We start from the raw sequence: 23,389 nt of genomic DNA on the forward strand, positions 1-23,389 counted from the left end.
ATGAGTACAATTTTAACAACTGAGAATTTATCATTGTTTTATGGTAAAAAAGAGGCCCTCAAAGGAATTAACATTGATTTTGATGATAAAGGCATCACGGCTTTGATTGGGCCCTCTGGCTGTGGCAAATCCACCTTTTTACGTTGCTTGAACCGGATGAACGATCTGATTCCCAATGTAACGATCACGGGTGAGGTAAACTTCAACGGGGACAACATTTATGCACCGACGACTGATACCGTCCAATTGCGAAAAGAAATCGGCATGGTGTTTCAACAACCGAACCCCTTTCCGTTCTCAATTTATGAGAATGTCATCTACGGGCTGCGTTTGGCCGGGGTCCACGATAAAGAGCGCTTAGATGCAGCGGTGGAAAAAAGTTTGAAGCAGGCTGCGATTTGGGATGAAGTCAAGGATCGGTTGCATGCCAATGCGTTATCATTGTCTGGTGGGCAACAACAACGGGTTTGTATCGCACGGGTCCTCGCTGTTGAACCTGATATTATCCTTTTAGACGAGGCCACGAGTGCCCTCGACCCAATTTCAAGTCGGATGATTGAAGAAACCCTATTGAATTTGCGCCAAGATTACACTATCATAACTGTTACGCATAACATGCAACAGGCGTCACGAATTTCTGATCGCACGGCGTTTTTCCTGAATGGTGAATTAATTGAGGTCAACGACACGAAGCAGATTTTCATGAATCCGGTTAAACAGGAAACCAATGACTATATTTCAGGACGATTTGGTTAGGAGGAAAAAACATGCGACGACTTTTTGATGATGAACTAAACGATATTGATGCTAACTTCACTGAAATGGGAATGATGGTCAGCGAGACGATTGAAAAGGCAGTCAAAGCGTTTATTGACCACGACCGCGATCTTGCACAGGAAATCATTGATAATGATGCCAAAATCAACCAACGGGAAGTCGAACTAGAACAGAAATCATTTGAGATGATTGCGTTATACCAACCCGTCACTTCTGATTTGCGTGAAATTGTCACCATTTTGAAAGCCGTCTCGGAGTTGGAACGGATGGCCGATTATGCTCGTAACATTGCCCACGCGACGATTCGGGTCAAAGGCAATGTCCGCGTTCCCGAAATTGAGGCAGCCTTATCGGAAATGGGGAATCGCGTGCGGAAGATGGTCGAAGAAATGCTGGCCGCTTACGTCAAAAGTGATGATCAGGAAGCACGCCGTGTCGCAGCCAAAGACGCGAAAGTCGGCGAGATGTATGATCGTATTAATGAGAAGGGCATCTCCAAGATGGAGCGCCACCCTGAGACGGTCATCGGTTCCACGGACTACCTGAATGTCGCAACGTACTTGATGCGCATCGGGGCGTTAGTGACGAATATTGGGGAATGGATCGTGTACTTGAATACTGGTGAGATTATCGAATTGAATCCAGAAAGTTCCAATTTAGTGTAACTAATCATAAATAATTGCTTAAAGCCGGTCGTCTAGTTTGCAACCGGCTTTTACAATTAGTAAGATATGGTTAGATAAACTGATAAGGAGCGTCTAACGATGAAATCAAATACAAAACAAAAGTTAACTAAATCTAATAATCGTGTTTTCGCCGGTGTTCTCGGGGGCATTGCCGAATACTTAAACTGGAATGCAACGATTCTACGAGTACTCTACGTTATTTTAACCTTGGTTACCCATGGCTTTGGTGTTTTGGTATACTTAGTATTAATGACAATTATCCCAAGTAAACCAGACAATACGGGTTTCTTCGAACAGATGCGGCAAAGTACTGGTACTCAGGCTAAACCGCAAGCCCATGGACGCAAAGAGATTCATAACGTTCATGAAGAGGATGATCCGCGTCACTAAGATTAATGGAGTGATTATACAGTGGGCTTTTGGAAACGAATTTTAATCAATACGATCTTATTTATTGCGATTGCCGGCTTCTTTCAGAGCAGCTTTCACGTTGCGAGTGTGTGGATGGCTTTAATTGCTAGCTTCGTGCTTGCAATTTTGAATGCCGCCATCAAGCCATTTTTGCTACTATTGTCGTTACCGATTACGTTATTAACACTGGGGTTATTCAGTATTGTCATTAACGGCTTTATGCTTCAAATGACATCCTACGTCGTTGGTAAGGGGAATTTCGGCTTTTCGAGTTTTGGTATGGCGATGGTTGTCTCAATCCTCATGTCAATTGCTAACGTGATCGTCTCCAACTTTTTCGCGAAAGACGGCGTTGATGGTGAATAAAGCGCTTTAAAGTGCTAAGATTAGAAGATAGGAATAATCCGTTTTCAGTCATAAAAGTGTGGCCGCTTGAAAGGGTAGCGTAATGGCGCGACTGGACAACGCGGGCCACACTTTTTTATTAGTGGAATAATTAGGAGGGATTCTCTTGGCAGGAAGTGTAACCGTTGCCGATTTGGTGAAAAATACGCGCCTGGATGTGTACCATGGCGCAGACTTATTAGAGAAAAAAGACATTACAACGAGCGATATTTCGCGTCCGGGGCTGGCGTTGACCGGTTACTTCAACTACTATCCTCGCGAACGAGTACAATTACTAGGTAAAACTGAAACCGCTTATTCGAAAAACATGAGCCACGATGAGCGACTGATGATTTTTCGTAAGATGTGCCAGTTGACCACACCAGCATTCGTTATTTCAACGGGGCTACCCGTTCCGGAAGAGTTAGTGCAAGCCGGTGAAGAAAATGGCGTACCGATTTTAGGAACGAAAATGACATCATCACGGATTCTAAGTAATATGACGAATTACTTGGAAGGTAAATTAGCTGAACGACAATCTGTCCACGGGGTATTAGTTGACATCTATGGATTAGGTGTGCTGATTACTGGTGATTCCGGTGTTGGGAAGAGTGAAACGGCCCTGGAATTAGTCAAACGGGGGCATCGTTTGATTGCTGATGACCGGGTCGATGTTTATCAACAGGATGAACAAACGCTTGTCGGTGAAGCCCCCGCAATCCTGAATCACTTATTGGAGATTCGGGGAATCGGGATTATTGATGTGATGAACCTCTTCGGTGCTGGGGCTGTTCGTCAAGATACCGACATTGACCTGATTGTCCACCTTGAGAATTGGACGCCTGATAAGCAATTTGATAGACTAGGAAATGGAGAACAGAACCGGAAATTCTTTGATGTTGAAGTTCCTGAAATCTCGATTCCAGTTAAGACTGGACGTAACCTAGCAATCATTATTGAAGCTGCGGCCATGAACTTCCGGGCCGAGAGTATGGGCTACGACGCGACTAAGGTCTTTGATGATAACTTGAACAAGTTAATCAAAACGAATTCCGTGCATGATTCTCACAAGTAATAAGGAGATGGCAGTAGCGTGAATACCGTTTTAGGGGCACTTAACCCAATTGCACTGCGGTTAGGACCTATCCAGGTCCATTGGTACGGCGTCATTATTGCTAGTGCCGTCGTCATTGCAGTTGCGTTAGCAGTACGTGAAGGTCAGCGACGGGGTGTTCGGCCCGATGACATTTACGATATGATTTTATGGGCACTACCGTTTACTTTAATTGCGGCGCGAACTTACTATGTGATCTTTCAGTGGTCCTATTATCGTCAGAACCCTGGTGAGATCATCCGTATTTGGGATGGTGGGATTGCCATCTATGGGGGGCTGATTGGGGCCGGAATTGTGGTCATTTTATTCTGCCGGTCACGCTTTATCCCAACTTGGCTAATGCTGGACATTGCCGCACCAACAGTGATTATGGGCCAAGGAATTGGTCGTTGGGGTAACTTTATGAACCAAGAGGCTTTTGGTCGAGTGACTAGTCTGAGTTTCTTACAAGGGCTGCACTTACCTGATTGGCTGATCAACCAAATGTATATTCGGGGTGCGTATCGGCAGCCCACGTTCCTGTATGAGTCGGTGTGGGACTTACTAGGATTCGTTTTACTGATGGTCACCCGTCACCGCACACATTGGTATAAGCAGGGTGATGTCTTCTTGACCTATGTTGCCTGGTACGCCTTTGGTCGCTTCTTTACGGAAGGGATGCGGACTGACTCGCTCATGCTATTCAACGTTATTCGGATCTCACAAGCGTTGTCAGTGGTACTGTTCTTTGGTAGCATTGGGTTAATGATCTGGCGACGGTATCACAATCCGAATAATCGCTGGTATTTAGCGGGTTCTGGTCAAAAAGCTGTCGCAGAAAACAAGTAGATTAGAGGGTTATTTGAATGAGGAAAAAAATTGCCGTTTTAGGTGCTGGCTCATGGGGTAGTATCCTGGCAAATCTGTTGGATGAAAATGGCCACTCAGTGCGACTTTGGTCGTATTCACCGGCCCAAGTTACGGAATTAAATGAACAACACACGAATGAGCGATACGTTCCTGATTTTAAATATTCAGAAACGTTAACTGCCTATTCCGATTTAGCACAGGCAATCGATGGCGCAGATGTAATCTTGTTTGTCGTACCAACCAAAGCAATTCGCGAGGTCGCTCAACAAGTGACCGCCGTGCTTGCTAAGACGCATCAGCAGCCGATTATCGTGCATGCCAGCAAGGGGCTCGAGCAAGAGACCCACAAGCGGCTATCGCAAGTTTTGGCAGAAGAAATTCCCGCCGAATTACGGCAAGCAATCGTTGTCTTATCAGGTCCTAGTCATGCTGAAGAAGTGGCCCGTCACGATATTACGTTGATTACGGCGGCTAGCGCCAATGAATCTGCGGCTGAGTTAGTACAGCAACTCTTCATGAATGATTATTTCCGCATTTACACGAATACCGACGTGGTGGGTGTCGAACTAGGTGCGGCGCTCAAGAATATCATTGCTCTGGGTGCCGGTGCACTTCACGGCCTGGGTTATGGTGATGATGCCAAAGCCGCCTTAATGACGCGGGGCTTAGCTGAAATTAGCCGGCTCGGCGTCGCGTTGGGCGCGGAACCGTTGACGTTCATCGGCCTATCCGGTGTTGGTGATTTAATCGTTACGGCAACTAGTGTTCATTCGCGTAACTGGCGCGCTGGTAACGAGTTAGGTGCTGGTCAAGACCTCAAGACGGTGATTGATACCATGGGCATGGTTATTGAAGGTATTCCGTCCACTAAAGCTGCTTACGAGCTGGCTCAGCAACAAAATATCGAAATGCCCATCACTGAAGCGATTTATGATGTATTATATAAGAGTGCCGACATTAAGGAAGTCATTCCGCAATTGATGCAGCGCGAGGGGAAACCTGAGATTCAGTAGGAATTTCCAAACTAATTTCACTATTTTTAGGAGGATTTATCACATGTCAAAAGTTAGAAAAGCCGTTATCCCAGCGGCCGGATTAGGAACACGTTTTTTACCTGCTACTAAGGCGATGCCTAAAGAAATGTTACCAATCGTTGATAAGCCAACGATTCAGTTCATTGTTGACGAAGCTCGTAAATCGGGGATCGAAGACATTGTTATCGTCACGGGTAAGAGCAAGCGTAGTATTGAAGATTACTATGATTCTAACCCAGAATTAGAGGATAACTTACGGGCTAAGCACAAGGAAGAAATGCTCAAGCTGGTTCAAGAAACGACGGACATTAACTTGTACTTTATCCGGCAATCACACCCACGTGGTTTGGGCGATGCCGTTTTAACGGCTAAAGCTTTCGTTGGTGACGAACCTTTCGTCGTCATGCTTGGTGATGATTTAATGGAAGACAAAGTACCGTTAACCAAACAGTTAATGAATAGCTATGACAAGACACATGCGTCAACGTTAGCTGTTATGAAGGTTCCTCATGAGGAAGTTTCTAAGTATGGGGTCATCAATCCTGAAAGCGAAAAGGAACCGGGCCTATACAACGTTAATAACTTTGTTGAAAAGCCATCACCTGAAGATGCGCCTAGTGATCTTGCTATCATTGGTCGTTACTTATTAACACCAGAAATTTTTGATGTTCTTGAAAACCAAAAACCTGGTAAGGGTGACGAAATTCAATTGACGGATGCCATTGATACGTTGAACAAGACTCAGCGGGTCTTTGCCCATGAATTTAAGGGGACTCGGCACGATGTTGGCTACAAGTTTGGCTACTTGAAGACGACGATCGAATACGGGTTAACTCATCCGGATGTTAAGGCTGACTTGCGGACTTACATCAAGGATCTTGGTGCTAAGTTATCTAAAGAAGATAGCGCCGCTCCTAAAACAACGAAGAAACCAACTAAATAATACTTGATTAATCAAAACAACCGTGAAATCTTAATAGATTTCACGGTTGTTTTTAGTTAACTGCTGAATAATTGCGATTCACTAATTAAGCTGGCATCTAGTGGTCGGCTTTTAATTTGAATAAATGGGGCTTGCCATAATAATAACCTTGGCGTAGTGAAATATTTAAGTCATTCGCCATTTGATCTTCGGCATCGTTTTCAACACATTCTAGAATCAACCGAATATCGTGTTGTACCGCAATGTCGCGCCAGAATTTTAATTGAATGGGAATCTCGTTTTCACGATCTTCGGCCCGAAAGTTTTGCATGGCGAATTTGATTTCTTCGGCCGATTCGAGTAACGGTTTAATGTGGTCGTAAACGTTGATTCCCGTGCCAACGTCATCAATGCTAAATTGTAGGCCGTTAGCCTTGTACTTATCAATTTGTTGTTGCATCGCCGCCAGTGTAAACGTATCTTCACCGGGTTCTTCTGTGACTTCGACGATAACATGAACCGGGAATAGTTTTTTCTGAGCATCAATGACTGCGGCAGCAATATCATCATTTAGAAATTGCTTGCGATTAAAGTTAATTGATACTGACCCGATTTTTAATGCAAGCTCACTAGCCGTAGCCTTTAGTAAGCTGACTTGTACATCGATCGGAATATTATCGAAGCTTTCTGGTAAGGTCCACCGGTCCTGATCAGTCTCACGATAGCGAATCAGCATCTCGTAACCAATCAGTGAATTATTAAATTTATCTAACTGGGGCTGAATAAAATAGCGGTACATAAGTGGACTCCTTAGACTGGGATTAACGCAATTTGGTGCTTCCTAATACATACTATACCAAAAAATGAATAAGTGAAACTGTTTGACACTATCTTTTTTTGCATGGTATCGATTATCGATTGGGTTAATGATGATTGTGCTAAACTGCTTTGTGAGCAAGGCAATTTTTTGAAAATGAGTAAAAAGTTAATTAGTGGTTACTTGGCAAAGCTGGTACGGACGATATTGTGAGAATAACTGCTTGCCAGCGTATCGTTGATTGGTTTTTAAAAGTAGTTATGCTTCATCATGACCTGTATTTATATTGACTAGAGTTATGTATTTGCGAAGTAAAGCGGTTATAATATACCTATGGTTAAATAAATAAACTTATAACTGGGAGCAAAATGAAATGAAGATTGTAATTGTAGGATGTACACACGCGGGGACTGCTGCGGCTGCTCAAATTCTGAAGGATCATCCGGAAGCAACGGTCACGATTTATGAACGTGATGATAACATTTCATTCTTATCATGTGGCATTTACCTTTATCTCGGGGGAAAGGTCAATCACTTGGAGGATATGTTCTATTCGTCACCAGAAACGTTAGCCAAGTTGGGGGCAATGGTCAGAACCAAACATAACGTGTTAAAAATTGACGCCCAGTCGAAGACCTTACAAGTGGTTGACATGACTACTGGAAAAGTGTTTGGCGATACTTATGATAAATTGATTATGACGACTGGGTCAAATGTTGCGGTCCCACCGATTTTCGGAATCGATGAGTCTAAGGTCTTGTTATGCAAGACCTATAGTCAAGCACAGGAAATTTACGAGACGGCAAAAGACAATCAGCGAATTGCAATCATTGGCGCCGGCTATATTGGAACAGAATTATCCGAAAGTTATGCCAATACGCACCATGAAGTCACGTTATTCCAATCGCATGATCAAATTTTGAATAATTACATTAGTAAAGAAATTTCAGACCAAGCAGTTCGGCTATTAAAAGATCATGGCGTGAACGTGCTATTGAATCACCAAGTCACTGCCTTTACTGGTAATGATGATGGTGAACTTGTCATTGAAACCAATCAAGGCGATTTTAATGCTGATTTAGCAATTGTCGGAACTGGGTTTGTTCCCAATACGGAACTGTTACGCGGTCAAGTTGAGATGGATAAGCACGGTGCCATTATCATCAATGATTACGTTCAGACCTCTGACCCAGATATTTACGCTGCTGGTGATTCTTGTGTCGTTAACTTCAATCCAACTGGGCGTTCGGCTTATACGCCATTGGCAACCAATGCGGTTCGGCAGGGTGCGTTAGCGGGGGCCAATGTTTTTGGTAACCAGCAACGATATATGGGGACTCAAGCGACATCGGCCATGCAACTCTTCGATCACACGCTGGCAACCACGGGGTTAACACTGGCAATGGCGAAATTGAATCATATTCCAGCTGAACGGGTGACTTATGAGGGCAACTGGCGACCAGCTTACATGCCAAGTACGGCGAAACTGACGATTGAATTAATTTATAATCCGGAAAATCGTAAAATTCTCGGTGCTCAGTTCTTAAGTGCGCATGAAGTGGCACAATCTGCTAATGCGCTATCAATCGCGATTCAAAATGGAAACACTATCGACGACCTCGCATTTGTGGATATGTTATTCTCACCTAATTTTGATGAACCCTTCAATTATCTGAACCTCGTCGCCCAATAAGCGATTGAACAAGAACGCCAGGCAGGCCGCAATCACCCACGAATTACGGCCTATGGCGATTGGGCCAAGCAAAATGACAAGGATTTACAATAAGAAGTAAGTCTTACCATGGGTTGAATTCAAGTGAACTGGCATAATTTTATTTATTTAAATCTCGGCTTTTAGTCAATATATGGTTAAAAGCTATAATTGACTTCAGTTGTGTACAAACAAGATAGTCGACAAATGTAAATTTTGGGGGTATATTAGGCGTCATAGTAATTTAAGTGGAAGGGGTCTTTAGAAATGGCAAAGAGTTACGACGTGATTATTATTGGTGCGGGGCCTGCCGGCATGACAGCCGCCCTCTATGCTTCACGGGCCAATCTATCAGTACTACTATTAGATCGCGGAATCTATGGTGGACAAATGAATAATACCGCCGCAATTGAAAATTATCCGGGCTTCAAATCCGTTTTGGGGCCGGACTTGGCTAAAGACATGTATGAATCAGCGACCCAGTTCGGTGCTGAATACGCGTATGGTAGTGTCGAATCCGTTGAAGATCGTGGCGACGTTAAGATCGTAACGACGGATAGCGATACGTTTGAGGCTAAGGCCCTTGTCATTGGAACTGGTTCTGAATATCGTAAGTTAGGTGTTACTGGCGAAGATACGTACGGCGGCCGGGGTGTCTCATACTGTGCAGTTTGTGATGGGGCGTTCTTCCGTAATAAGCACGTGGTTGTCGTTGGTGGCGGTGACTCAGCGATTGAGGAAGGCACTTACCTGACACAGCTTGCTGATAAGGTCACCGTTATTCATCGGCGTGACCAATTACGGGCACAACAAATCTTACAAGACCGGGCTTTTGCTAATCCCAAGATGGAATTCGTTTGGAACAGCAATGTGACTGAAATTATTGGTGACGATAAAAAAGTTACGGGCGTTAAGGTTAACAATAACAAGACTGGTGAAGATAGTGAGATTGCGGTCGATGGTGTCTTTATCTATGTTGGTATCAACCCAATTACGAAGCCATTCAGTAATCTTGGGATTACCGACGAAAACGGCTGGATCGAAACGAATGATCACATGGAAACCAGGGTCCCTGGTATTTTTGCAGTTGGCGATGTTCGTAAGAAAGATTTACGCCAAGTTGCAACCGCAGTTGGTGAAGGTGGAACTGCCGGTCAAGGCGTTTACACTTATATCACTGCTTTAGGCGACAAGGTTAACAATTAAATGAATTTAAAAAATGTGTGGCTGATCCCAATTGAATCAGCCACACATTTTTTATTGGTAAACATAGCGTTAGTCACTATTTGATGATGAGCCAAAGCTCGCGAATTAGTGTTGGTATGGAAATAGAAGTAATTGCTTGTTAGTATACGTTGCCAGGTAAATCTCACTGACAGTATAATGCTTAGCCTGCAATTGGGTCAGTAACCAGGCTTCATCATGATTGCTGGTTTCAAGTGCATCGAGGTTGACCTGGCCATCGACGATTATTGGATACTTGACGGCATCGTCGCCCACTTGAGTGATCGTCAGTTGGCCGTTTTGTTCAAGTACGGCCCGTTTGACGTAACGGATGTCCGTGATACCCTCTGTCCGTAGTCGAAACATCAGGTCGTTAGCGCTCATCCCATTTTTGAGGGCAGTGCTGACAAGCAATTCGCCATTCTTAATCAATAGCTGTGGTTGTCCATCAATCAAACGTTTGACGTAGCGATTGTGATGCGTTAGGAAGCGCAAGACTAGTACGAGTAGTGTCCAAATCAGGAGCACTAATATATATTGTAAGACGGTAACGCTGGTACTATAAATCATGCCCCCAACGATCGCACCGAGGACGTAGTTTTGAACTTGGTCGAGGGCGCTGATTGGTGCCAGGTTACTTTTACCAGATAGATTGATTTGTAGAATGATGGTCAATAGCCCAAGGGCCAGTTTGATCGTCACATCCCAGTATGAGAACATTTATTGCCCCTCCTTCACATAATTGATCGTCGACTGAATCGGTGTGGCTTTAGTCAGGGTATAACTATTCCCATCGGTATTGACCGTCACGTTATAGATCTGGTCGTGAACTTTAACGAGCATCCCGCTGCTAACAGAACTCGTATTAGACCAGACCGCGGTTTTGCGAACACCTTTCTCTTTGGCGATGCGCTGCATAATCTGCGTGACTTGTGATTTCTGGTTGAAGCTATTTTGAATGGTCTGCCATTCATTAAATTGAATACCAACGAGTAGCAATAATAACAAAACCATGATAATGAATAAATCGCGGTATTTCAGGTCCGTTTTATGGCGGTACCATAACCAACTGAGTACAGCGATTATTAATATAATGATACCGATGGCAGCGAGCTGAACGAGGGTATGATTGTTGTTTTGGTGGACTAAGTAGTTGTATGAATAAAAAGTCATGATGGCCTCCTTATAAGATTTATTATAGCAAGTTTTGATAGTAGCTGAACTAACTGACACTTCAGAATTTAAGGGACTTAGCGCCGGCGACGCTTGAAAATGCACTAATTAATGGATTTTCTTAGTAAATTTTACTTTGTAAAGCGCGCCAATGTTGTATACTATTTTTGTAAGCACTAACAAATATCGGAATTGGAGATGGTTTTTGTGAGTTGGCAGGATACTTATAATACCTGGAAAAACCAAGCGACACTTGAAACAAGTTTAAAACAAGAATTGACGGGCATGGCTGGCGATGACGCCGCCTTAGAAGACGCCTTTTATGAACCAATGGAATTCGGGACCGCGGGAATGCGTGGGGTGCTCGGACCTGGTATCAACCGGATGAATATTTATACGGTTCGCCAAGCGACTGAAGGGTTAGCACGCTTCATGGATACCTTACCGGCTGACGTTAAGGAACGCGGGGTGGCGATTAGCTTTGATTCTCGTCATCACTCAGAAGATTTCGCACATGAATCTGCTCGCGTTTTGGGCCAACATGGTATCAAGTCTTACGTCTTTGAAAGTTTGCGGCCAACCCCAGAACTCTCATTTACCGTTCGACACTTGCATACTTACGCTGGGATCATGATTACAGCCAGTCATAATCCAAAGCAATATAACGGCTACAAGATTTATGGCGAAGATGGTGGTCAGATGCCACCTAAGGAATCAGACCTCATCACCTCATACATTCGTAAAGTGGATGATGTCTTTGCGATTGCCGTCGCTGATGAACAACAATTATTAGCTGATAAGACGGAAACCATTATTGGGGACGACGTCGATCAGGACTACTTGGCTAAGGTCAAAGAAGTGACAATCAATCAAAAGTTAGTGGACGAAGTCGGTAAGGACATGAAGTTAGTCTTCACACCATTACACGGGACTGGTCGGATGCTCGGTGAAAAGGCCTTGAAGAATGCCGGGTTCAAGAACTTCAGTGTTGTTAAGGAACAAGCTGTGGCTGACCCTGAATTCTCAACGGTCAAGTTCCCAAATCCTGAATTTCCTGAAGCCTTTAAGATGGCCATCGATTTGGGCAAAAAGGAAGGCGCGGATGTCTTGATCGCGGTCGACCCAGATGCTGACCGGTTAGGGACGGCTGTTCGTCAACCGAATGGCGAATACGTCTTGTTAACGGGTAATCAAATCGCCGCTGTCTTGTTACACTACATTCTGCAAGCAAACAAGGACGCTGGGACGTTACCAGCCAATGCAGCCGCAGTTAAGTCGATTGTCTCAAGTGAATTTGCCACCAAAGTTGCGGCTTCGTATGGCGTTACGATGATCAACGTCTTGACCGGGTTCAAGTATATTGCGGAACAAATCGAACATTTTGAAGCCACGGGCGAACATACCTATATGTTTGGGTTTGAAGAAAGCTACGGTTACTTGATCAAGCCATTCGTGCATGACAAGGATGCCATCCAAACCACGGTACTCTTAGCCGAAGTAGCAGCTTACTATAAGCAACAAGGTAAGAACCTCTATGACGGCTTACAAGACTTGTTCAAGGAATATGGTTACTTCCGCGAACAAACCACGTCTGAAGAATTTGACGGGGTTGGCGGTAGCGATAAGATTGCGGCTTTGATGACCAAGTTCCGGAGTGAAGCCCCAACCGCGTTTGCGGGCTACGATGTCACTGGGACCGAAGACTTCCAGAGTCAAACGGAAAGCTTTGCGGATGGTCACACGGCACCAATTGCGTTACCAAAGGCGAACGTCCTGAAATATCATTTAAATGATGGTACTTGGATCGCAATTCGACCATCCGGTACGGAACCAAAGATTAAGTTCTACATTGGGACGTTAGGTAGCACGTTAGAAGAAGCTAATGATAAGTTAGCGAAATTTGAAGCTGCCATCCAAGCGTTCATTAAGGAATAAGATGATGGTCAAGTCAGGAGTAGCTGACTGGTCATGCGAATAAATGTCAACAGCGCCTCCCAAAATCAATTTTAGATTTTGGGAGGCACTGTTTTATACGTGGTTCGGCGCAATCCTAATTGGTTGCGGGATATTCGAAGTCGACGGGGTCGCCCGGTAATCTTAATAGCCGGGGTTTGCCGTAATAGTAGCCCTGGCGCAAATTGATGTCGAAGTGGCTACTTAATTGGTCGTCTTCGGCGTCTTCAATTCCTTCAAGAATCAAACGCAACCCGTATTCACTACTGATTGCACGCCAGAAATGAAGCTTTTGCTGGATTTTAGGATCTTTAATATCACTACGGAAGTTTTGAAGTGCAAATTTTAATTCTGAAGCTAGTGGTAGGATCTCCTGAATACTCTTAAAATCGTTGATCCCCGTACCAACATCATCAAGTGAAATTTGCATCCCATGTTCAATGAACCCCCGTAAGTGTGGGATCAACATTGTGTCGGGATAGCTCTTAGGGCTTCGCTCTTCAGTCAGTTCGACGACTAATTTGGCTGGGTATAGTTGGACCTGACTCTGAATAATAGCGTTAGCCACCGTCGTATCAACTAATTGTTCTCGACTGATGTTGACAGCGCAGTACCGAACTTTAAGGCCAAGAATCTTTGTTGTTGCAATCAGGAGATCAGAAGTGACCTGTGGACTGATTGCGGCGAAAGATTCAGGAAGACGCCAGCCGTCCGGTGTGAGTTGCTTGATGAGTAATTCATATCCGTAAACCGTATTGTTAAGTAAGTTGAGTTGTGGTTGGACGAAATAGCGGTAAATTGGTTGCATAAGTACCATCACCTTTATTGTAGTTTAGACGATTGAACCGTTTTAAAATTGACCGAATCGCAGTATACTCTAAGTATACGTCAACTTAAATGAATGTTTAACTTTATCTAAGCTAATTTTTAACGAAAGCTGTGGTCGGAATAATGAAAGTTGCCATTATTGGCTGTACACATGCGGGGATTGCCGCCATGAAACAAATCTTGAAATACTATCCGGGAACTGAAATTACGGTTTACGAACGACACGCGGATATTTCATACATGTCTTGTGGGACTTATTTGCACTTAGGGGGAACCATCAAGGATTTGGATCAAGCACTGTACGCGAATCCGACTGAATTTAGCGAACAGGGTGTGCACATGCGGATGCGGTATGACGTGATTAAAGTCGATGCTGATAAGCATACAATTATGGCTCAGGACTTACAGACGAAAGAAATGTACACGGATCACTATGATAAATTGATCATGGCGACCGGGTCGATCACAGCAATTCCGGCAATTCCGGGTGTTGAAAACCCCAAAGTGATGCTGTGCAAAACGTGTGAGCAAGCACAACAACTCTATGAAGCGGCTAAAACGGCCCATCACATTGCCATCGTTGGTGGTGGATATTCCGGCGTCGAGCTTGCTGAAGGTTATGTGAAATCCGGCCATACCGTCACCTTATTTCAGCGTGGACCGCACTTGGTCAATGAATATCTTGATCCACAACTCTCACAGAGAATTGAAGACTTGCTAACTACTAAGGGCATCACCGTAAAAACGAACGCGCAAGTGACCGCCTTCAGTGATACCGCTGATAATCGACTGCGAGTTGATACGGCTGACACTACCGAAACATTTGATATGGCTGTTATTTGTCCTGGGGTCGTTCCGCAATCAGAACTATTAGCGGGACAAGTCAACCGAACTGAGCGGGGCGCGATTGTGACGGACCGATACATGGGGACGTCCAATGCCGATATCTTTGTAGCGGGTGATGTGACGGAAGTTAAATTCAATCCTACCAAGGATCGGGCGTACATTCCGCTTGTCTCACATGCGATTCGACAAGGCGCGCTGGCTGGCATCAACATTTTTGACAAACGGTTAGGCTCGATTGGAACCCAGGCAACGACTGGTATGCTGATATTTGACCAAACCGTCGCCTGCACGGGAATGACGCTCGCCGCAGCTAAGGCAGCGAGCTTTGAAGCCAAAACGGCTTTTTACGAAGGCAACTATCGCCCCGACTTTATGCCAACAACGACCAAAGTCAGCATCGAACTCGTGTATGATCAACAAACGCGAAAAGTATTAGGTGGCCAACTAATGAGTGCCCACGAAGTCTCACAGTCTGCGAACACACTATCAGTCGTAATTCAAAATGGCAATACCATTGACGAATTAGCCTTCATGGACATGCTATTTTCACCAAACTTTGACGAGCCATTCAATTACTTGAACCTTGCCGCTCAAGTTGCAGTTGATCAAGAACACGGCTATCGTCGGAACAATTAGGCTGTTGCATTAAGGCTGCTGTTTCTAAAGTCAAGTGTACACGGTTTAGACCCGCGAAAAAGACGAGCGCGCCTTTTTCGGTGGATTCGTCCGATACCGACCTTCCACCACTGAGTATTGGTAGAAAACGCCGGTTAGTCCCGGAGGTTGAAATGGGACGCACACGTACTGATGAACGACAATCTGACTTCATACTTCTTGGTAAATCAATAAGTTTAAAAAGTAAAATAGGTGACCACCAAACAGTCTCGTTCTCGAGCCAAATGTTTGGTGGTCACCTTTATATTAGTGGTGCGTTATGAGTCAAGCGTAGTCGTTGGGATCAGCGGCCAGGGGGTGGTAGTCGTCCATGTCACTGTCGCGGTAATCCCACCACTCATTAACGTAGCCGACAAAGCCCGCAGCGGTCATAGCGGAGTCCAGCAACTGATAATTTTGTTCTTGAAGCGTCGTGCGAGGAGCGTCACGGTGAGCAGCTGCTGTGAAGTCATCGAAGGCAGTTGGCATGGTCAACTCGCTACCATCAGGATGGGCCAGGGTCAAATCTAAGGTGACGCCTTTTTGGTGGCTGAAATTAGGATTAGGTTGAGCGACGAATTCTGGATCAGGATACACTTCAAATAAACGGCGCTGGGCGCTGACGGGCCGATAAGCATCCCAGACTTTGAGTCGATAACCTTGTTGCTTGACCAGCGCGCTTGCCTTAGCGAGCTTGTGGGCTGTGCCGGTACGAACAATGGCCGTGGTAAAGTCGTAAATCACTTGATGAGTAAAGTTATTAGTGGTGGCATAACGCAGGTCAACGATGATTTCGGGGTCTAAGTGTTGAATATTGGTGAAACCAGTTAAAGCTTGATCCATAGTAGGGCCTCCTTAGAATTTAGTTATGCTTATTGTATCTGATTGGCCGATATTTTACCGACTAAAAGGGTTGCAAATGGTGCCAAACTTTCTGCTAGCTTTCAATTCGAGTCCCTGATATGATGGAAAGCGGTGCAAATTTAAGAATTGATTGAAGAGGTGAGGTCGCATGGATCGACAAACACGACGCGCAATATTAATTTTAGTTTTTAGTGAGTTTTTAGTCTGTTTAGGGATTAGTTTAGTGATTCCGGTCATGCCGTTTATTAAAAATGAACTGCATCTAACTGCCACTGATATGGGAATAATGAATGCGTTATTCGCATTGGCACAGTTTGTGGCCTCACCAATCATTGGTCGGGTTTCAGACAAAATTGGTCGCAAGCCCGTATTGACGGTCGGTCTGCTCTTATACATGGTCTCGGAAGTGCTCTTTGCGCTAACCAACCAGCTCTGGGTCTTTAATATTTCCCGGATCGTTGGTGGGCTATCAGCAGCGATGGTCGTTCCGACGGCGATGGCGTTAGCGTCCGATATTACGACCAAACGGCAGCGGGCGAAAGTGATTGGCTGGCTATCGGCGGCCTTTAGTGGTGGCTTGATTCTCGGCCCAGGTATCGGTGGGGTGTTAGCTGGTATCAGTTACAAGACGCCGTTTTGGGTCGCTGGTGCATTGGGACTACTCAGTGCGATCGTGCTCGTTATTCTCTTGCCTGCCGATCGTCAAATTGATCCTGATCGCGAGGCAATCACAGCCGCGACAACGACGGCCCACCACCCGATGACGCGGGCGTTCTGGACCGTCCCGATTATTATATTATTTACGATGATTTTGGTGTCTTCCTTTGGCTTACAGGGGTTTGAGAGCATTTATAGTATTTACGTGAATGAAGTCTTTCACTTTAGTCTGAGCAACATTGCGTTGGTCTTGACTTTAAATGGTTTGATTTCGCTCTTCCTACAGGTGGCACTATTTGATACCTTTGTCCAGCGTTGGGGCGAACGGCGGGTCATTCGGGTGTGCTTTGCAGCTGCGGCGCTATGCACTATCTGGATTACGCAGGCTCATTCGAAAGTTGCTGTCATGGTTGCAACGCTCGTTATTTTTTCGGCATTCGATCTTTTGCGGCCTGCGATTACGACCCTATTAACGAAAGCAAGTGAGGCCAACCAGGGGCTAATCAATGGGCTTAACATGTCCTTAACGAGTGTTGGCAATATCGTTGGCCCAATCATGTCAGGGATGTTACTAGATATGAATTATCACTATCCATATCTGGCGGTGGCCGGATTCTTGATTGTTTCTTATTTAATGGCGTTTATGTTACGATTACCGAACCAGGTTCATTCACATCAGCAAGTTTAACATTGCATAACAGTTAAGCTAATCAACGACAGCGCTCCGGGTTTGCGTCCCCGGGGCGCTTTTGTTACACTTAGGCCAAATTAGATTGAAGGACGGTGGCTGCAATGGGAATGCATCAATATTTTCAGAGCTTAAGTAATTTAGAAACGATTCAACGGGCTCCGGGGTTTTTCAAGTATCAGAATCACTCGGTTGCGGCGCACTCATTCAAAGTGGCCGAAGTCGCCCAATTTCTAGGTGACGTGGAAGAAAATGCCGGACAGACTGTGGATTGGCGCGCACTTTACGAGAAAGCATTGAATCACGACTATAATGAGCGGTTTATCGGGGATATTAAGACGCCTGTCAAGTACGCCACGCCAACACTGCGGACGATGTTGGCGGACGTTGAACATAAGTTATCACAAAACTTTGTGCAAAATGAGATCCCGGCTGAATTCCAGGCAGCGTATTCACGGCGCTTATCAGAAGGCAAAGATGAAACGTTAGAGGGACAAATTCTGTCGGTAGCTGATAAAATTGACCTACTGTACGAGTCATTTGGTGAAATTCAAAAGGGTAATCCGGAACCAGTTTTTACGGATATTTATCAAGAGAGCTTAAAAACAATTGTCGCCTTTAAGAAGATGACTAGTGTTCAATATTTCTTAAAGTCGGTGCTACCAGAGATGTTAGCGGAACCGTTCACGCATCAGGATCAATTACAGGCGTTGACGACCCGAATTTTAACGGCCGAACCGCAATCTGATTAATGGCGAAAGTATGTTCGATGTGCTAAAATTAAATGCGATTTGAATCTGATAGGGAAGCGCGGGCTTGCCTATTTTTTATGGTGCGACAGTAAGGTTTTGTTATCAATAGATGATATGGACGGGTGACCGTTCAAAGGGAGGACTACGTTTGATTGATCGGGTAGATAATAATCATTTTGACTTAGTTTCAGATTACCAACCAACGGGCGATCAACCCCAGGCAATCCAGCAATTAACTGCTGGCATTGAATCGGGCGAAAAAGAGCAGATCTTGTTGGGAGCGACCGGGACCGGGAAGACCTTTACGATTTCGAACGTGATTGCAAAAGTAAATAAGCCGACGTTGATCTTGTCACATAACAAGACGTTAGCGGGACAACTATACGGAGAGTTTAAGAAGTTTTTCCCGAACAACGCCGTTGAATACTTTGTGAGTTATTACGATTATTATCAACCGGAAGCGTACGTGCCTTCGAGTGATACTTATATCGAAAAGGACTCGGCAATCAACGATGAAATCGATAAGTTACGGCACTCTGCGACCAGCTCATTATTGGAACGCAACGATGTGATCGTCGTGGCATCGGTCTCCAGTATTTTCGGTTTAGGGGATCCTCACGAATACAAAGATCACGTGGTCTCGCTACGGGTCGGCATGGAGATCGACCGCAATGATCTGTTACGTAAACTTGTTGATATTCAATTTGATCGTAATGATATTGATTTCCAGCGGGGGCGTTTCCGGGTCCATGGTGATGTCGTAGAAATCTTTCCAGCGTCACGGGACGACCACGCATTGCGCGTTGAATTCTTTGGTGATGAGATCGATCGCATTCGCGAAATCGACGCGTTGACTGGTGAGATTGTGGCCGACCGCGAACACGTCGCAATCTTCCCAGCGACCCACTTTATGACGAATGATGCGATTATGGAACACGCCATCAAGGGTATTGAAGATGAGTTGGATGACCGGCTGAAAGAATTGACGGCCGATGGCAAATTGTTAGAGGCGCAACGACTCAAGCAGCGGACGACTTATGATGTCGAAATGCTCAAAGAAATGGGCTACACTAGTGGTATCGAAAACTATTCACGTTTTATGGATGGCCGTAAACCTGGCGAACCGCCGTATACGTTACTGGACTTCTTCCCGAAGGACTTTTTGCTCGTGGTCGATGAATCACACGTGACGATGCCCCAAGTTCGGGGGATGTATAATGGTGACCGGGCACGTAAACAAATGCTAGTCGATTATGGCTTCCGTCTGCCAAGTGCGTTGGACAACCGGCCATTGAAACTTGAAGAAGTTGAACAGCATATTAATCAAGTCGTTTACATGTCGGCGACGCCGGGCCCGTACGAAATGGACCGGACCAAGCACGTCGTCCAACAAATTATTCGGCCGACTGGTTTATTGGATCCAACGATCGAGGTTCGACCGATTATGGGTCAGATCGATGACCTAGTGGGTGAAATCAATAAGCGTATTGAAGTCAACGAAAGGGTCTTTATCACCACGTTGACTAAGAAGATGGCGGAAGATTTGACCGACTACTTTAAGGATTTAGGCATCAAGGTACGGTACTTGCACAGTGATATTAAGACGTTGGAACGAACGCAGATTATCCGCGACCTGCGTTTGGGCAAGTTCGATGTGTTGGTCGGAATCAACTTGTTGCGGGAAGGCATTGACGTTCCCGAAGTTTCACTAGTTGCGATTTTGGATGCAGATAAGGAAGGGTTCCTCCGTAACGAGCGTTCATTGATCCAAACGATTGGTCGGGCGGCTCGTAATGAGCACGGTTCAGTCATTATGTACGCGGACACCACGACTGATTCGATGCAGGCTGCGATGGATGAAACTGCGCGTCGTCGGGCGGTACAGATGAAGTACAATGAAGATCATCATATCACGCCACACACGATTAAGAAGGCCATTCCAGAGTTAATTGCTTCGACGAAGGCCACTGAAGACGCGGGCAAGAAGGATGACTTCTTAGAAACCGACTTTGATGATATGACCCGGGAACAACAATTAGATATGATTAGTAAGTTGGAAGAACAGATGAAGACCGCCGCTAAGAAGCTCGACTTTGAACAAGCCGCAACGCTGCGTGATACGGTCATGGAATTGAAAGCACAAATTAGCTAGCAGGTTGCTGGCTTGAGATTGAGGAGGCCTTTTTTTGGCAAATGATAAGATTGTCATTCACGGTGCGCGAGCCCATAATTTAAAGGATATCGACGTCACTATTCCCCGTGACAAATTAGTCGTGATTACGGGGTTATCTGGCTCTGGCAAGAGTTCGTTGGCGTTTGATACCCTATATGCGGAAGGACAACGGCGTTACGTCGAAAGTCTATCTGCGTACGCACGTCAATTCTTAGGACAGATGCAAAAACCAGACGTTGATTCGATTGACGGGCTGAGTCCGGCCATTTCAATCGACCAAAAAACGACTTCCAAGAACCCGCGCTCGACCGTCGGAACCGTTACGGAAATCAATGACTACTTACGGTTACTGTGGGCCCGAGTCGGTGAACCAATTTGTCCAAATGACGGGACACCGATTGCGAGTCAGACCGTTGAACAGATGGTTGACCGGATTCAAAAATTGCCAGAACGAACCAAGTTGCAGATTTTATCACCAATTGTCCGCCAGAAAAAGGGCGAGCACAAAAAAATCTTTGAAAAGATCAAGCGTGAAGGCTTTGTGCGGGTCCGTGTTGATGGTGATATTCATGATATCAGTGAAACTTTTGAACTGAACAAGAATCAACAACACACGATTGAAATCGTCATTGATCGAATCGTTGTGAAGTCCGGTGACCGTTCGCGGTTGTTTGATTCTTTTGAAGCGGCATTGCGATTAAGCGGCGGCTATGCGATTGCGGATGTGATCGGTGGCGAACCCATCATGTTCTCAGAACATTACGCTTGTCCTATCTGTGGGTTTACTGTGGGGGAACTTGAACCACGGCTATTCTCGTTTAATGCACCCCAGGGCGCTTGTCCGGACTGTGAAGGCCTCGGTATCAAACTAGAAGTCGATGAGGACCTTGTCGTTCCTGATAAGTCGCTGACGTTGGCTGAAGGTGCGTTAGCGCCTTGGAATCCAATCAGTTCACAGTATTATCCTGAAATGTTGAAGCAAGCTTGTGAACAGTTAGAAATTCCGATGGATGTGCCGTATGAAGACTTATCAAAAGCTGATCAACAAACGGTTTTGTATGGGTCTAACGGAAAGACGTTCCATTTCCACTACCAGAACGACTTTGGTGGTGTTCGCGATGTTGACGCTGTGTTTGAGGGCGTTATCAACAATGTTGACCGCCGCTACCACGAAACGAATAGTGATTTCACCCGCGATGTGATGCGAAAGTATATGACGGAACTCACTTGTCAGACTTGTCATGGGTTCCGCTTAAATCGCAAGGCCCTGTCTGTCAAAGTTGGTGGCGAACATATCGGGATGGTCTCTGACTTAGCCATTGGTAAGGAACTCGATTTCTTTAACGAGTTGAGCTTATCAGAACAAAGTCTCATGATTGCTAAACCAATCTTGAAGGAAATCCGCGACCGGTTATCATTCTTGCAAAATGTGGGACTGGCGTACTTAACGCTCAGCCGTTCTGCACGGACGCTGTCTGGTGGGGAAGCCCAGCGAATCCGGTTAGCAACACAGATCGGATCGAACTTGTCCGGCGTGCTCTATATCTTGGATGAACCATCAATTGGATTGCATCAGCGGGATAACGACCGCTTGATTGGTTCACTTAAGAAGATGCGCGATCTGGGGAATACGTTGATCGTGGTCGAACATGATGAAGACACGATGCGGGCCGCTGACTATATCGTGGATATCGGCCCGGGTGCCGGTGAAAACGGTGGTGAGGTCATGGCGGCCGGAACGCCCAAGCAAGTGGCTCGCTCGCGGAAGTCACTGACCGGCCAATATCTATCGGGCAAACGGTTTATCCCACTACCTGAAACTCGGCGTCCGGGTAATGGTAAGAAGATTCGTATCACTGGTGCGGCCGAAAACAACCTCAAGCAAATTGACGTTGATTTTCCACTAGGCGAATTTGTCGTGGTAACGGGGGTTTCCGGTTCTGGTAAGTCGACCTTGGTTAACGATGTTTTGAAACGCGTATTGGCACAGAAGTTGAATCGTAATTCTGAAAAGCCTGGTAAGTATAAGAGTGTCAGTGGTATTAAGAATATTGAACGGTTAGTTAATATTGACCAAAGTCCAATCGGCCGAACACCACGCAGTAATCCGGCCACATATACTGGTGTCTTTGACAATATTCGTGATTTATTTGCACAAACGAATGAAGCTAAATTACGTGGTTACAAGAAGGGCCGCTTTAGTTTTAATACTAAGGGTGGTCGTTGTGAGGCTTGTCACGGTGACGGGATTCTAAAAATTGAAATGAATTTCTTGCCCGATGTCTTTGTACCTTGTGAAGTGTGTCATGGTAAGCAATACAATTCTGAAACGTTGGAAGTTGAATACAAAGGCAAAAATATTGCCGATGTTCTTCAAATGACCGCTTCAGAAGCTGTTAAGTTCTTTGAACCAATTCCAAAGATTCGACGGAAACTACAGACCTTGGTCGACGTTGGTTTGGGCTATGTTAAGTTAGGCCAACCCGCCACGACTTTATCAGGTGGAGAAGCCCAACGGATGAAGTTAGCTTCCGAATTGCACAAACAACAGTCGGGGAAGAATTTCTACATCTTGGACGAACCAACGACTGGGTTGCACAGTGAAGATATTCGGCGCTTGATTGGTGTCTTGGATCGGTTGGTGGATGCGGGTAATACCGTGTTAATCATCGAGCATAATTTGGATGTTGTGAAGTCGGCGGATTATTTGATTGACTTGGGCCCAGAAGGCGGTGACGGCGGCGGAACAATCGTTGCTACTGGGACACCAGAACAGGTCGCTGAAGTGGCTGAAAGTTATACTGGCCAATACTTGAAGCCCGTTCTAGAACGGGATCGAGCACGTGAAGCAACTGCACCTGCTAAATAACGG

20 protein-coding genes and 1 pseudogene are annotated in these 23,389 nt (G+C 45.4%); 16 read left to right on the forward strand and 5 right to left on the reverse strand.

The window, feature by feature from the left end; translation table 11 throughout:
- From pstB to galU, 8 genes are all read left to right on the forward strand, one after another.
- Positions 1-756, forward strand: coding sequence for a phosphate ABC transporter ATP-binding protein PstB (gene pstB / locus V7R88_RS02780; RefSeq protein WP_054399086.1), 756 nt, complete (start codon positions 1-3; stop codon positions 754-756).
- An 11-nt stretch (positions 757-767) separates the two neighbouring features.
- The gene (phoU, locus tag V7R88_RS02785; protein WP_003641004.1) at positions 768-1,442 is read left to right on the forward strand and encodes a phosphate signaling complex protein PhoU; all 675 of its coding nucleotides are present in this window, start codon (positions 768-770) and stop codon (positions 1,440-1,442) included.
- Positions 1,443-1,541: 99 nt separating this feature from the next.
- Entirely contained in the window at positions 1,542-1,853 is a 312-nt protein-coding gene (locus V7R88_RS02790) for a PspC domain-containing protein (protein ID WP_003641005.1), read from the forward strand.
- Between the two features lie 21 nt (positions 1,854-1,874).
- Positions 1,875-2,240, forward strand: a complete 366-nt coding sequence (locus V7R88_RS02795; RefSeq protein ID WP_054399084.1) for a phage holin family protein — start codon at positions 1,875-1,877, stop codon at positions 2,238-2,240.
- Positions 2,241-2,385: 145 nt separating this feature from the next.
- On the forward strand, positions 2,386-3,333 hold the full coding sequence (hprK, locus tag V7R88_RS02800; RefSeq protein ID WP_003643956.1) for an HPr(Ser) kinase/phosphatase: 948 nt from the start codon (positions 2,386-2,388) through the stop codon (positions 3,331-3,333).
- Positions 3,334-3,351: 18 nt separating this feature from the next.
- The gene (lgt, locus tag V7R88_RS02805) at positions 3,352-4,200 is read left to right on the forward strand and encodes a prolipoprotein diacylglyceryl transferase (protein ID WP_063724042.1); all 849 of its coding nucleotides are present in this window, start codon (positions 3,352-3,354) and stop codon (positions 4,198-4,200) included.
- Positions 4,201-4,217: 17 nt separating this feature from the next.
- Positions 4,218-5,234, forward strand: a complete 1,017-nt coding sequence (locus V7R88_RS02810) for an NAD(P)H-dependent glycerol-3-phosphate dehydrogenase (RefSeq protein ID WP_063724043.1) — start codon at positions 4,218-4,220, stop codon at positions 5,232-5,234.
- A gap of 43 nt (positions 5,235-5,277) precedes the next feature.
- Positions 5,278-6,198 carry a UTP--glucose-1-phosphate uridylyltransferase GalU gene (galU, locus tag V7R88_RS02815; protein WP_003641010.1) on the forward strand — a complete coding sequence of 307 codons (921 nt, stop codon included), beginning with the start codon at positions 5,278-5,280 and terminating at the stop codon, positions 6,196-6,198.
- A gap of 97 nt (positions 6,199-6,295) precedes the next feature.
- Here galU and V7R88_RS02820 read toward each other — a convergent pair whose 3' ends face one another.
- Positions 6,296-6,976 carry an EAL domain-containing protein gene (locus V7R88_RS02820; protein ID WP_338816401.1) on the reverse strand — a complete coding sequence of 227 codons (681 nt, stop codon included), beginning with the start codon at positions 6,974-6,976 and terminating at the stop codon, positions 6,296-6,298.
- 391 nt (positions 6,977-7,367) lie between these two features.
- Here V7R88_RS02820 and V7R88_RS02825 point away from each other — a divergent pair.
- A pseudogene (locus tag V7R88_RS02825) lies at positions 7,368-8,780 on the forward strand (FAD-dependent oxidoreductase).
- 192 nt (positions 8,781-8,972) lie between these two features.
- Entirely contained in the window at positions 8,973-9,911 is a 939-nt protein-coding gene (gene trxB, locus V7R88_RS02830; protein ID WP_338816403.1) for a thioredoxin-disulfide reductase, read from the forward strand.
- A gap of 105 nt (positions 9,912-10,016) precedes the next feature.
- On the opposite strand, the gene V7R88_RS02835 is transcribed toward trxB, so the two are convergent.
- On the reverse strand, positions 10,017-10,649 hold the full coding sequence (locus tag V7R88_RS02835) for a DUF421 domain-containing protein (protein WP_054399072.1): 633 nt from the start codon (positions 10,647-10,649) through the stop codon (positions 10,017-10,019).
- Positions 10,650-11,102 carry a DUF3290 domain-containing protein gene (locus V7R88_RS02840; protein ID WP_063731382.1) on the reverse strand — a complete coding sequence of 151 codons (453 nt, stop codon included), beginning with the start codon at positions 11,100-11,102 and terminating at the stop codon, positions 10,650-10,652.
- A gap of 207 nt (positions 11,103-11,309) precedes the next feature.
- Here V7R88_RS02840 and V7R88_RS02845 point away from each other — a divergent pair, with 207 nt between their 5' ends.
- A complete protein-coding gene (locus V7R88_RS02845; RefSeq protein ID WP_054399068.1) occupies positions 11,310-13,037 on the forward strand; it encodes a phospho-sugar mutase in 1,728 nt (575 codons plus the stop codon).
- Positions 13,038-13,152: 115 nt separating this feature from the next.
- Here V7R88_RS02845 and V7R88_RS02850 read toward each other — a convergent pair whose 3' ends face one another.
- Complete coding sequence (locus V7R88_RS02850) at positions 13,153-13,863, reverse strand: EAL domain-containing protein (RefSeq protein WP_054399066.1); 711 nt, start codon at positions 13,861-13,863, stop codon at positions 13,153-13,155.
- 143 nt (positions 13,864-14,006) lie between these two features.
- Between V7R88_RS02850 and V7R88_RS02855 the strand changes: the two genes are divergently transcribed.
- Positions 14,007-15,365 carry an FAD-dependent oxidoreductase gene (locus V7R88_RS02855; protein WP_338816407.1) on the forward strand — a complete coding sequence of 453 codons (1,359 nt, stop codon included), beginning with the start codon at positions 14,007-14,009 and terminating at the stop codon, positions 15,363-15,365.
- Between the two features lie 303 nt (positions 15,366-15,668).
- Here V7R88_RS02855 and V7R88_RS02860 read toward each other — a convergent pair whose 3' ends face one another.
- Entirely contained in the window at positions 15,669-16,226 is a 558-nt protein-coding gene (locus V7R88_RS02860; protein WP_054399063.1) for a M15 family metallopeptidase, read from the reverse strand.
- Between the two features lie 169 nt (positions 16,227-16,395).
- On the opposite strand from V7R88_RS02860, the gene V7R88_RS02865 reads away from it, so the two are divergent.
- From V7R88_RS02865 to uvrA, 4 genes are all read left to right on the forward strand, one after another.
- A complete protein-coding gene (locus tag V7R88_RS02865; RefSeq protein WP_338816408.1) occupies positions 16,396-17,592 on the forward strand; it encodes an MFS transporter in 1,197 nt (398 codons plus the stop codon).
- A 104-nt stretch (positions 17,593-17,696) separates the two neighbouring features.
- Entirely contained in the window at positions 17,697-18,344 is a 648-nt protein-coding gene (locus V7R88_RS02870; protein ID WP_054399059.1) for an HD domain-containing protein, read from the forward strand.
- Positions 18,345-18,492: 148 nt separating this feature from the next.
- The gene (gene uvrB / locus V7R88_RS02875) at positions 18,493-20,496 is read left to right on the forward strand and encodes an excinuclease ABC subunit UvrB (RefSeq protein ID WP_054399057.1); all 2,004 of its coding nucleotides are present in this window, start codon (positions 18,493-18,495) and stop codon (positions 20,494-20,496) included.
- A 34-nt stretch (positions 20,497-20,530) separates the two neighbouring features.
- Positions 20,531-23,386: an excinuclease ABC subunit UvrA gene (gene uvrA / locus V7R88_RS02880; RefSeq protein ID WP_338816409.1), complete on the forward strand. Its 2,856-nt coding sequence runs from the start codon at positions 20,531-20,533 to the stop codon at positions 23,384-23,386.
- The last annotated feature ends 3 nt before the right edge of the window (positions 23,387-23,389 follow it).

Origin of the sequence: Lactiplantibacillus argentoratensis, from assembly GCF_037290055.1 — a bacterium.
GTDB classification, from domain to species: domain Bacteria; phylum Bacillota; class Bacilli; order Lactobacillales; family Lactobacillaceae; genus Lactiplantibacillus; species Lactiplantibacillus plantarum.

Bases quoted from the DNA above. Each gene is read 5' to 3' on its own strand.
- trxB (WP_338816403.1), top strand. From the start codon at position 8,973: ATGGCAAAGAGTTACGACGTGATTATTATTGGTGCGGGGCCTGCCGGC.
- V7R88_RS02850 (WP_054399066.1), bottom strand. From the start codon at position 13,863: ATGCAACCAATTTACCGCTATTTCGTCCAACCACAACTCAACTTACTT.
- V7R88_RS02840 (WP_063731382.1), bottom strand. From the start codon at position 11,102: ATGACTTTTTATTCATACAACTACTTAGTCCACCAAAACAACAATCAT.
- pstB (WP_054399086.1), top strand. From the start codon at position 1: ATGAGTACAATTTTAACAACTGAGAATTTATCATTGTTTTATGGTAAA.
- V7R88_RS02810 (WP_063724043.1), top strand. From the start codon at position 4,218: ATGAGGAAAAAAATTGCCGTTTTAGGTGCTGGCTCATGGGGTAGTATC.
- V7R88_RS02860 (WP_054399063.1), bottom strand. From the start codon at position 16,226: ATGGATCAAGCTTTAACTGGTTTCACCAATATTCAACACTTAGACCCC.
- V7R88_RS02865 (WP_338816408.1), top strand. From the start codon at position 16,396: ATGGATCGACAAACACGACGCGCAATATTAATTTTAGTTTTTAGTGAG.
- V7R88_RS02870 (WP_054399059.1), top strand. From the start codon at position 17,697: ATGGGAATGCATCAATATTTTCAGAGCTTAAGTAATTTAGAAACGATT.
- V7R88_RS02835 (WP_054399072.1), bottom strand. From the start codon at position 10,649: ATGTTCTCATACTGGGATGTGACGATCAAACTGGCCCTTGGGCTATTG.
- V7R88_RS02855 (WP_338816407.1), top strand. From the start codon at position 14,007: ATGAAAGTTGCCATTATTGGCTGTACACATGCGGGGATTGCCGCCATG.
- V7R88_RS02790 (WP_003641005.1), top strand. From the start codon at position 1,542: ATGAAATCAAATACAAAACAAAAGTTAACTAAATCTAATAATCGTGTT.
- phoU (WP_003641004.1), top strand. From the start codon at position 768: ATGCGACGACTTTTTGATGATGAACTAAACGATATTGATGCTAACTTC.
- galU (WP_003641010.1), top strand. From the start codon at position 5,278: ATGTCAAAAGTTAGAAAAGCCGTTATCCCAGCGGCCGGATTAGGAACA.
- V7R88_RS02820 (WP_338816401.1), bottom strand. From the start codon at position 6,976: ATGTACCGCTATTTTATTCAGCCCCAGTTAGATAAATTTAATAATTCA.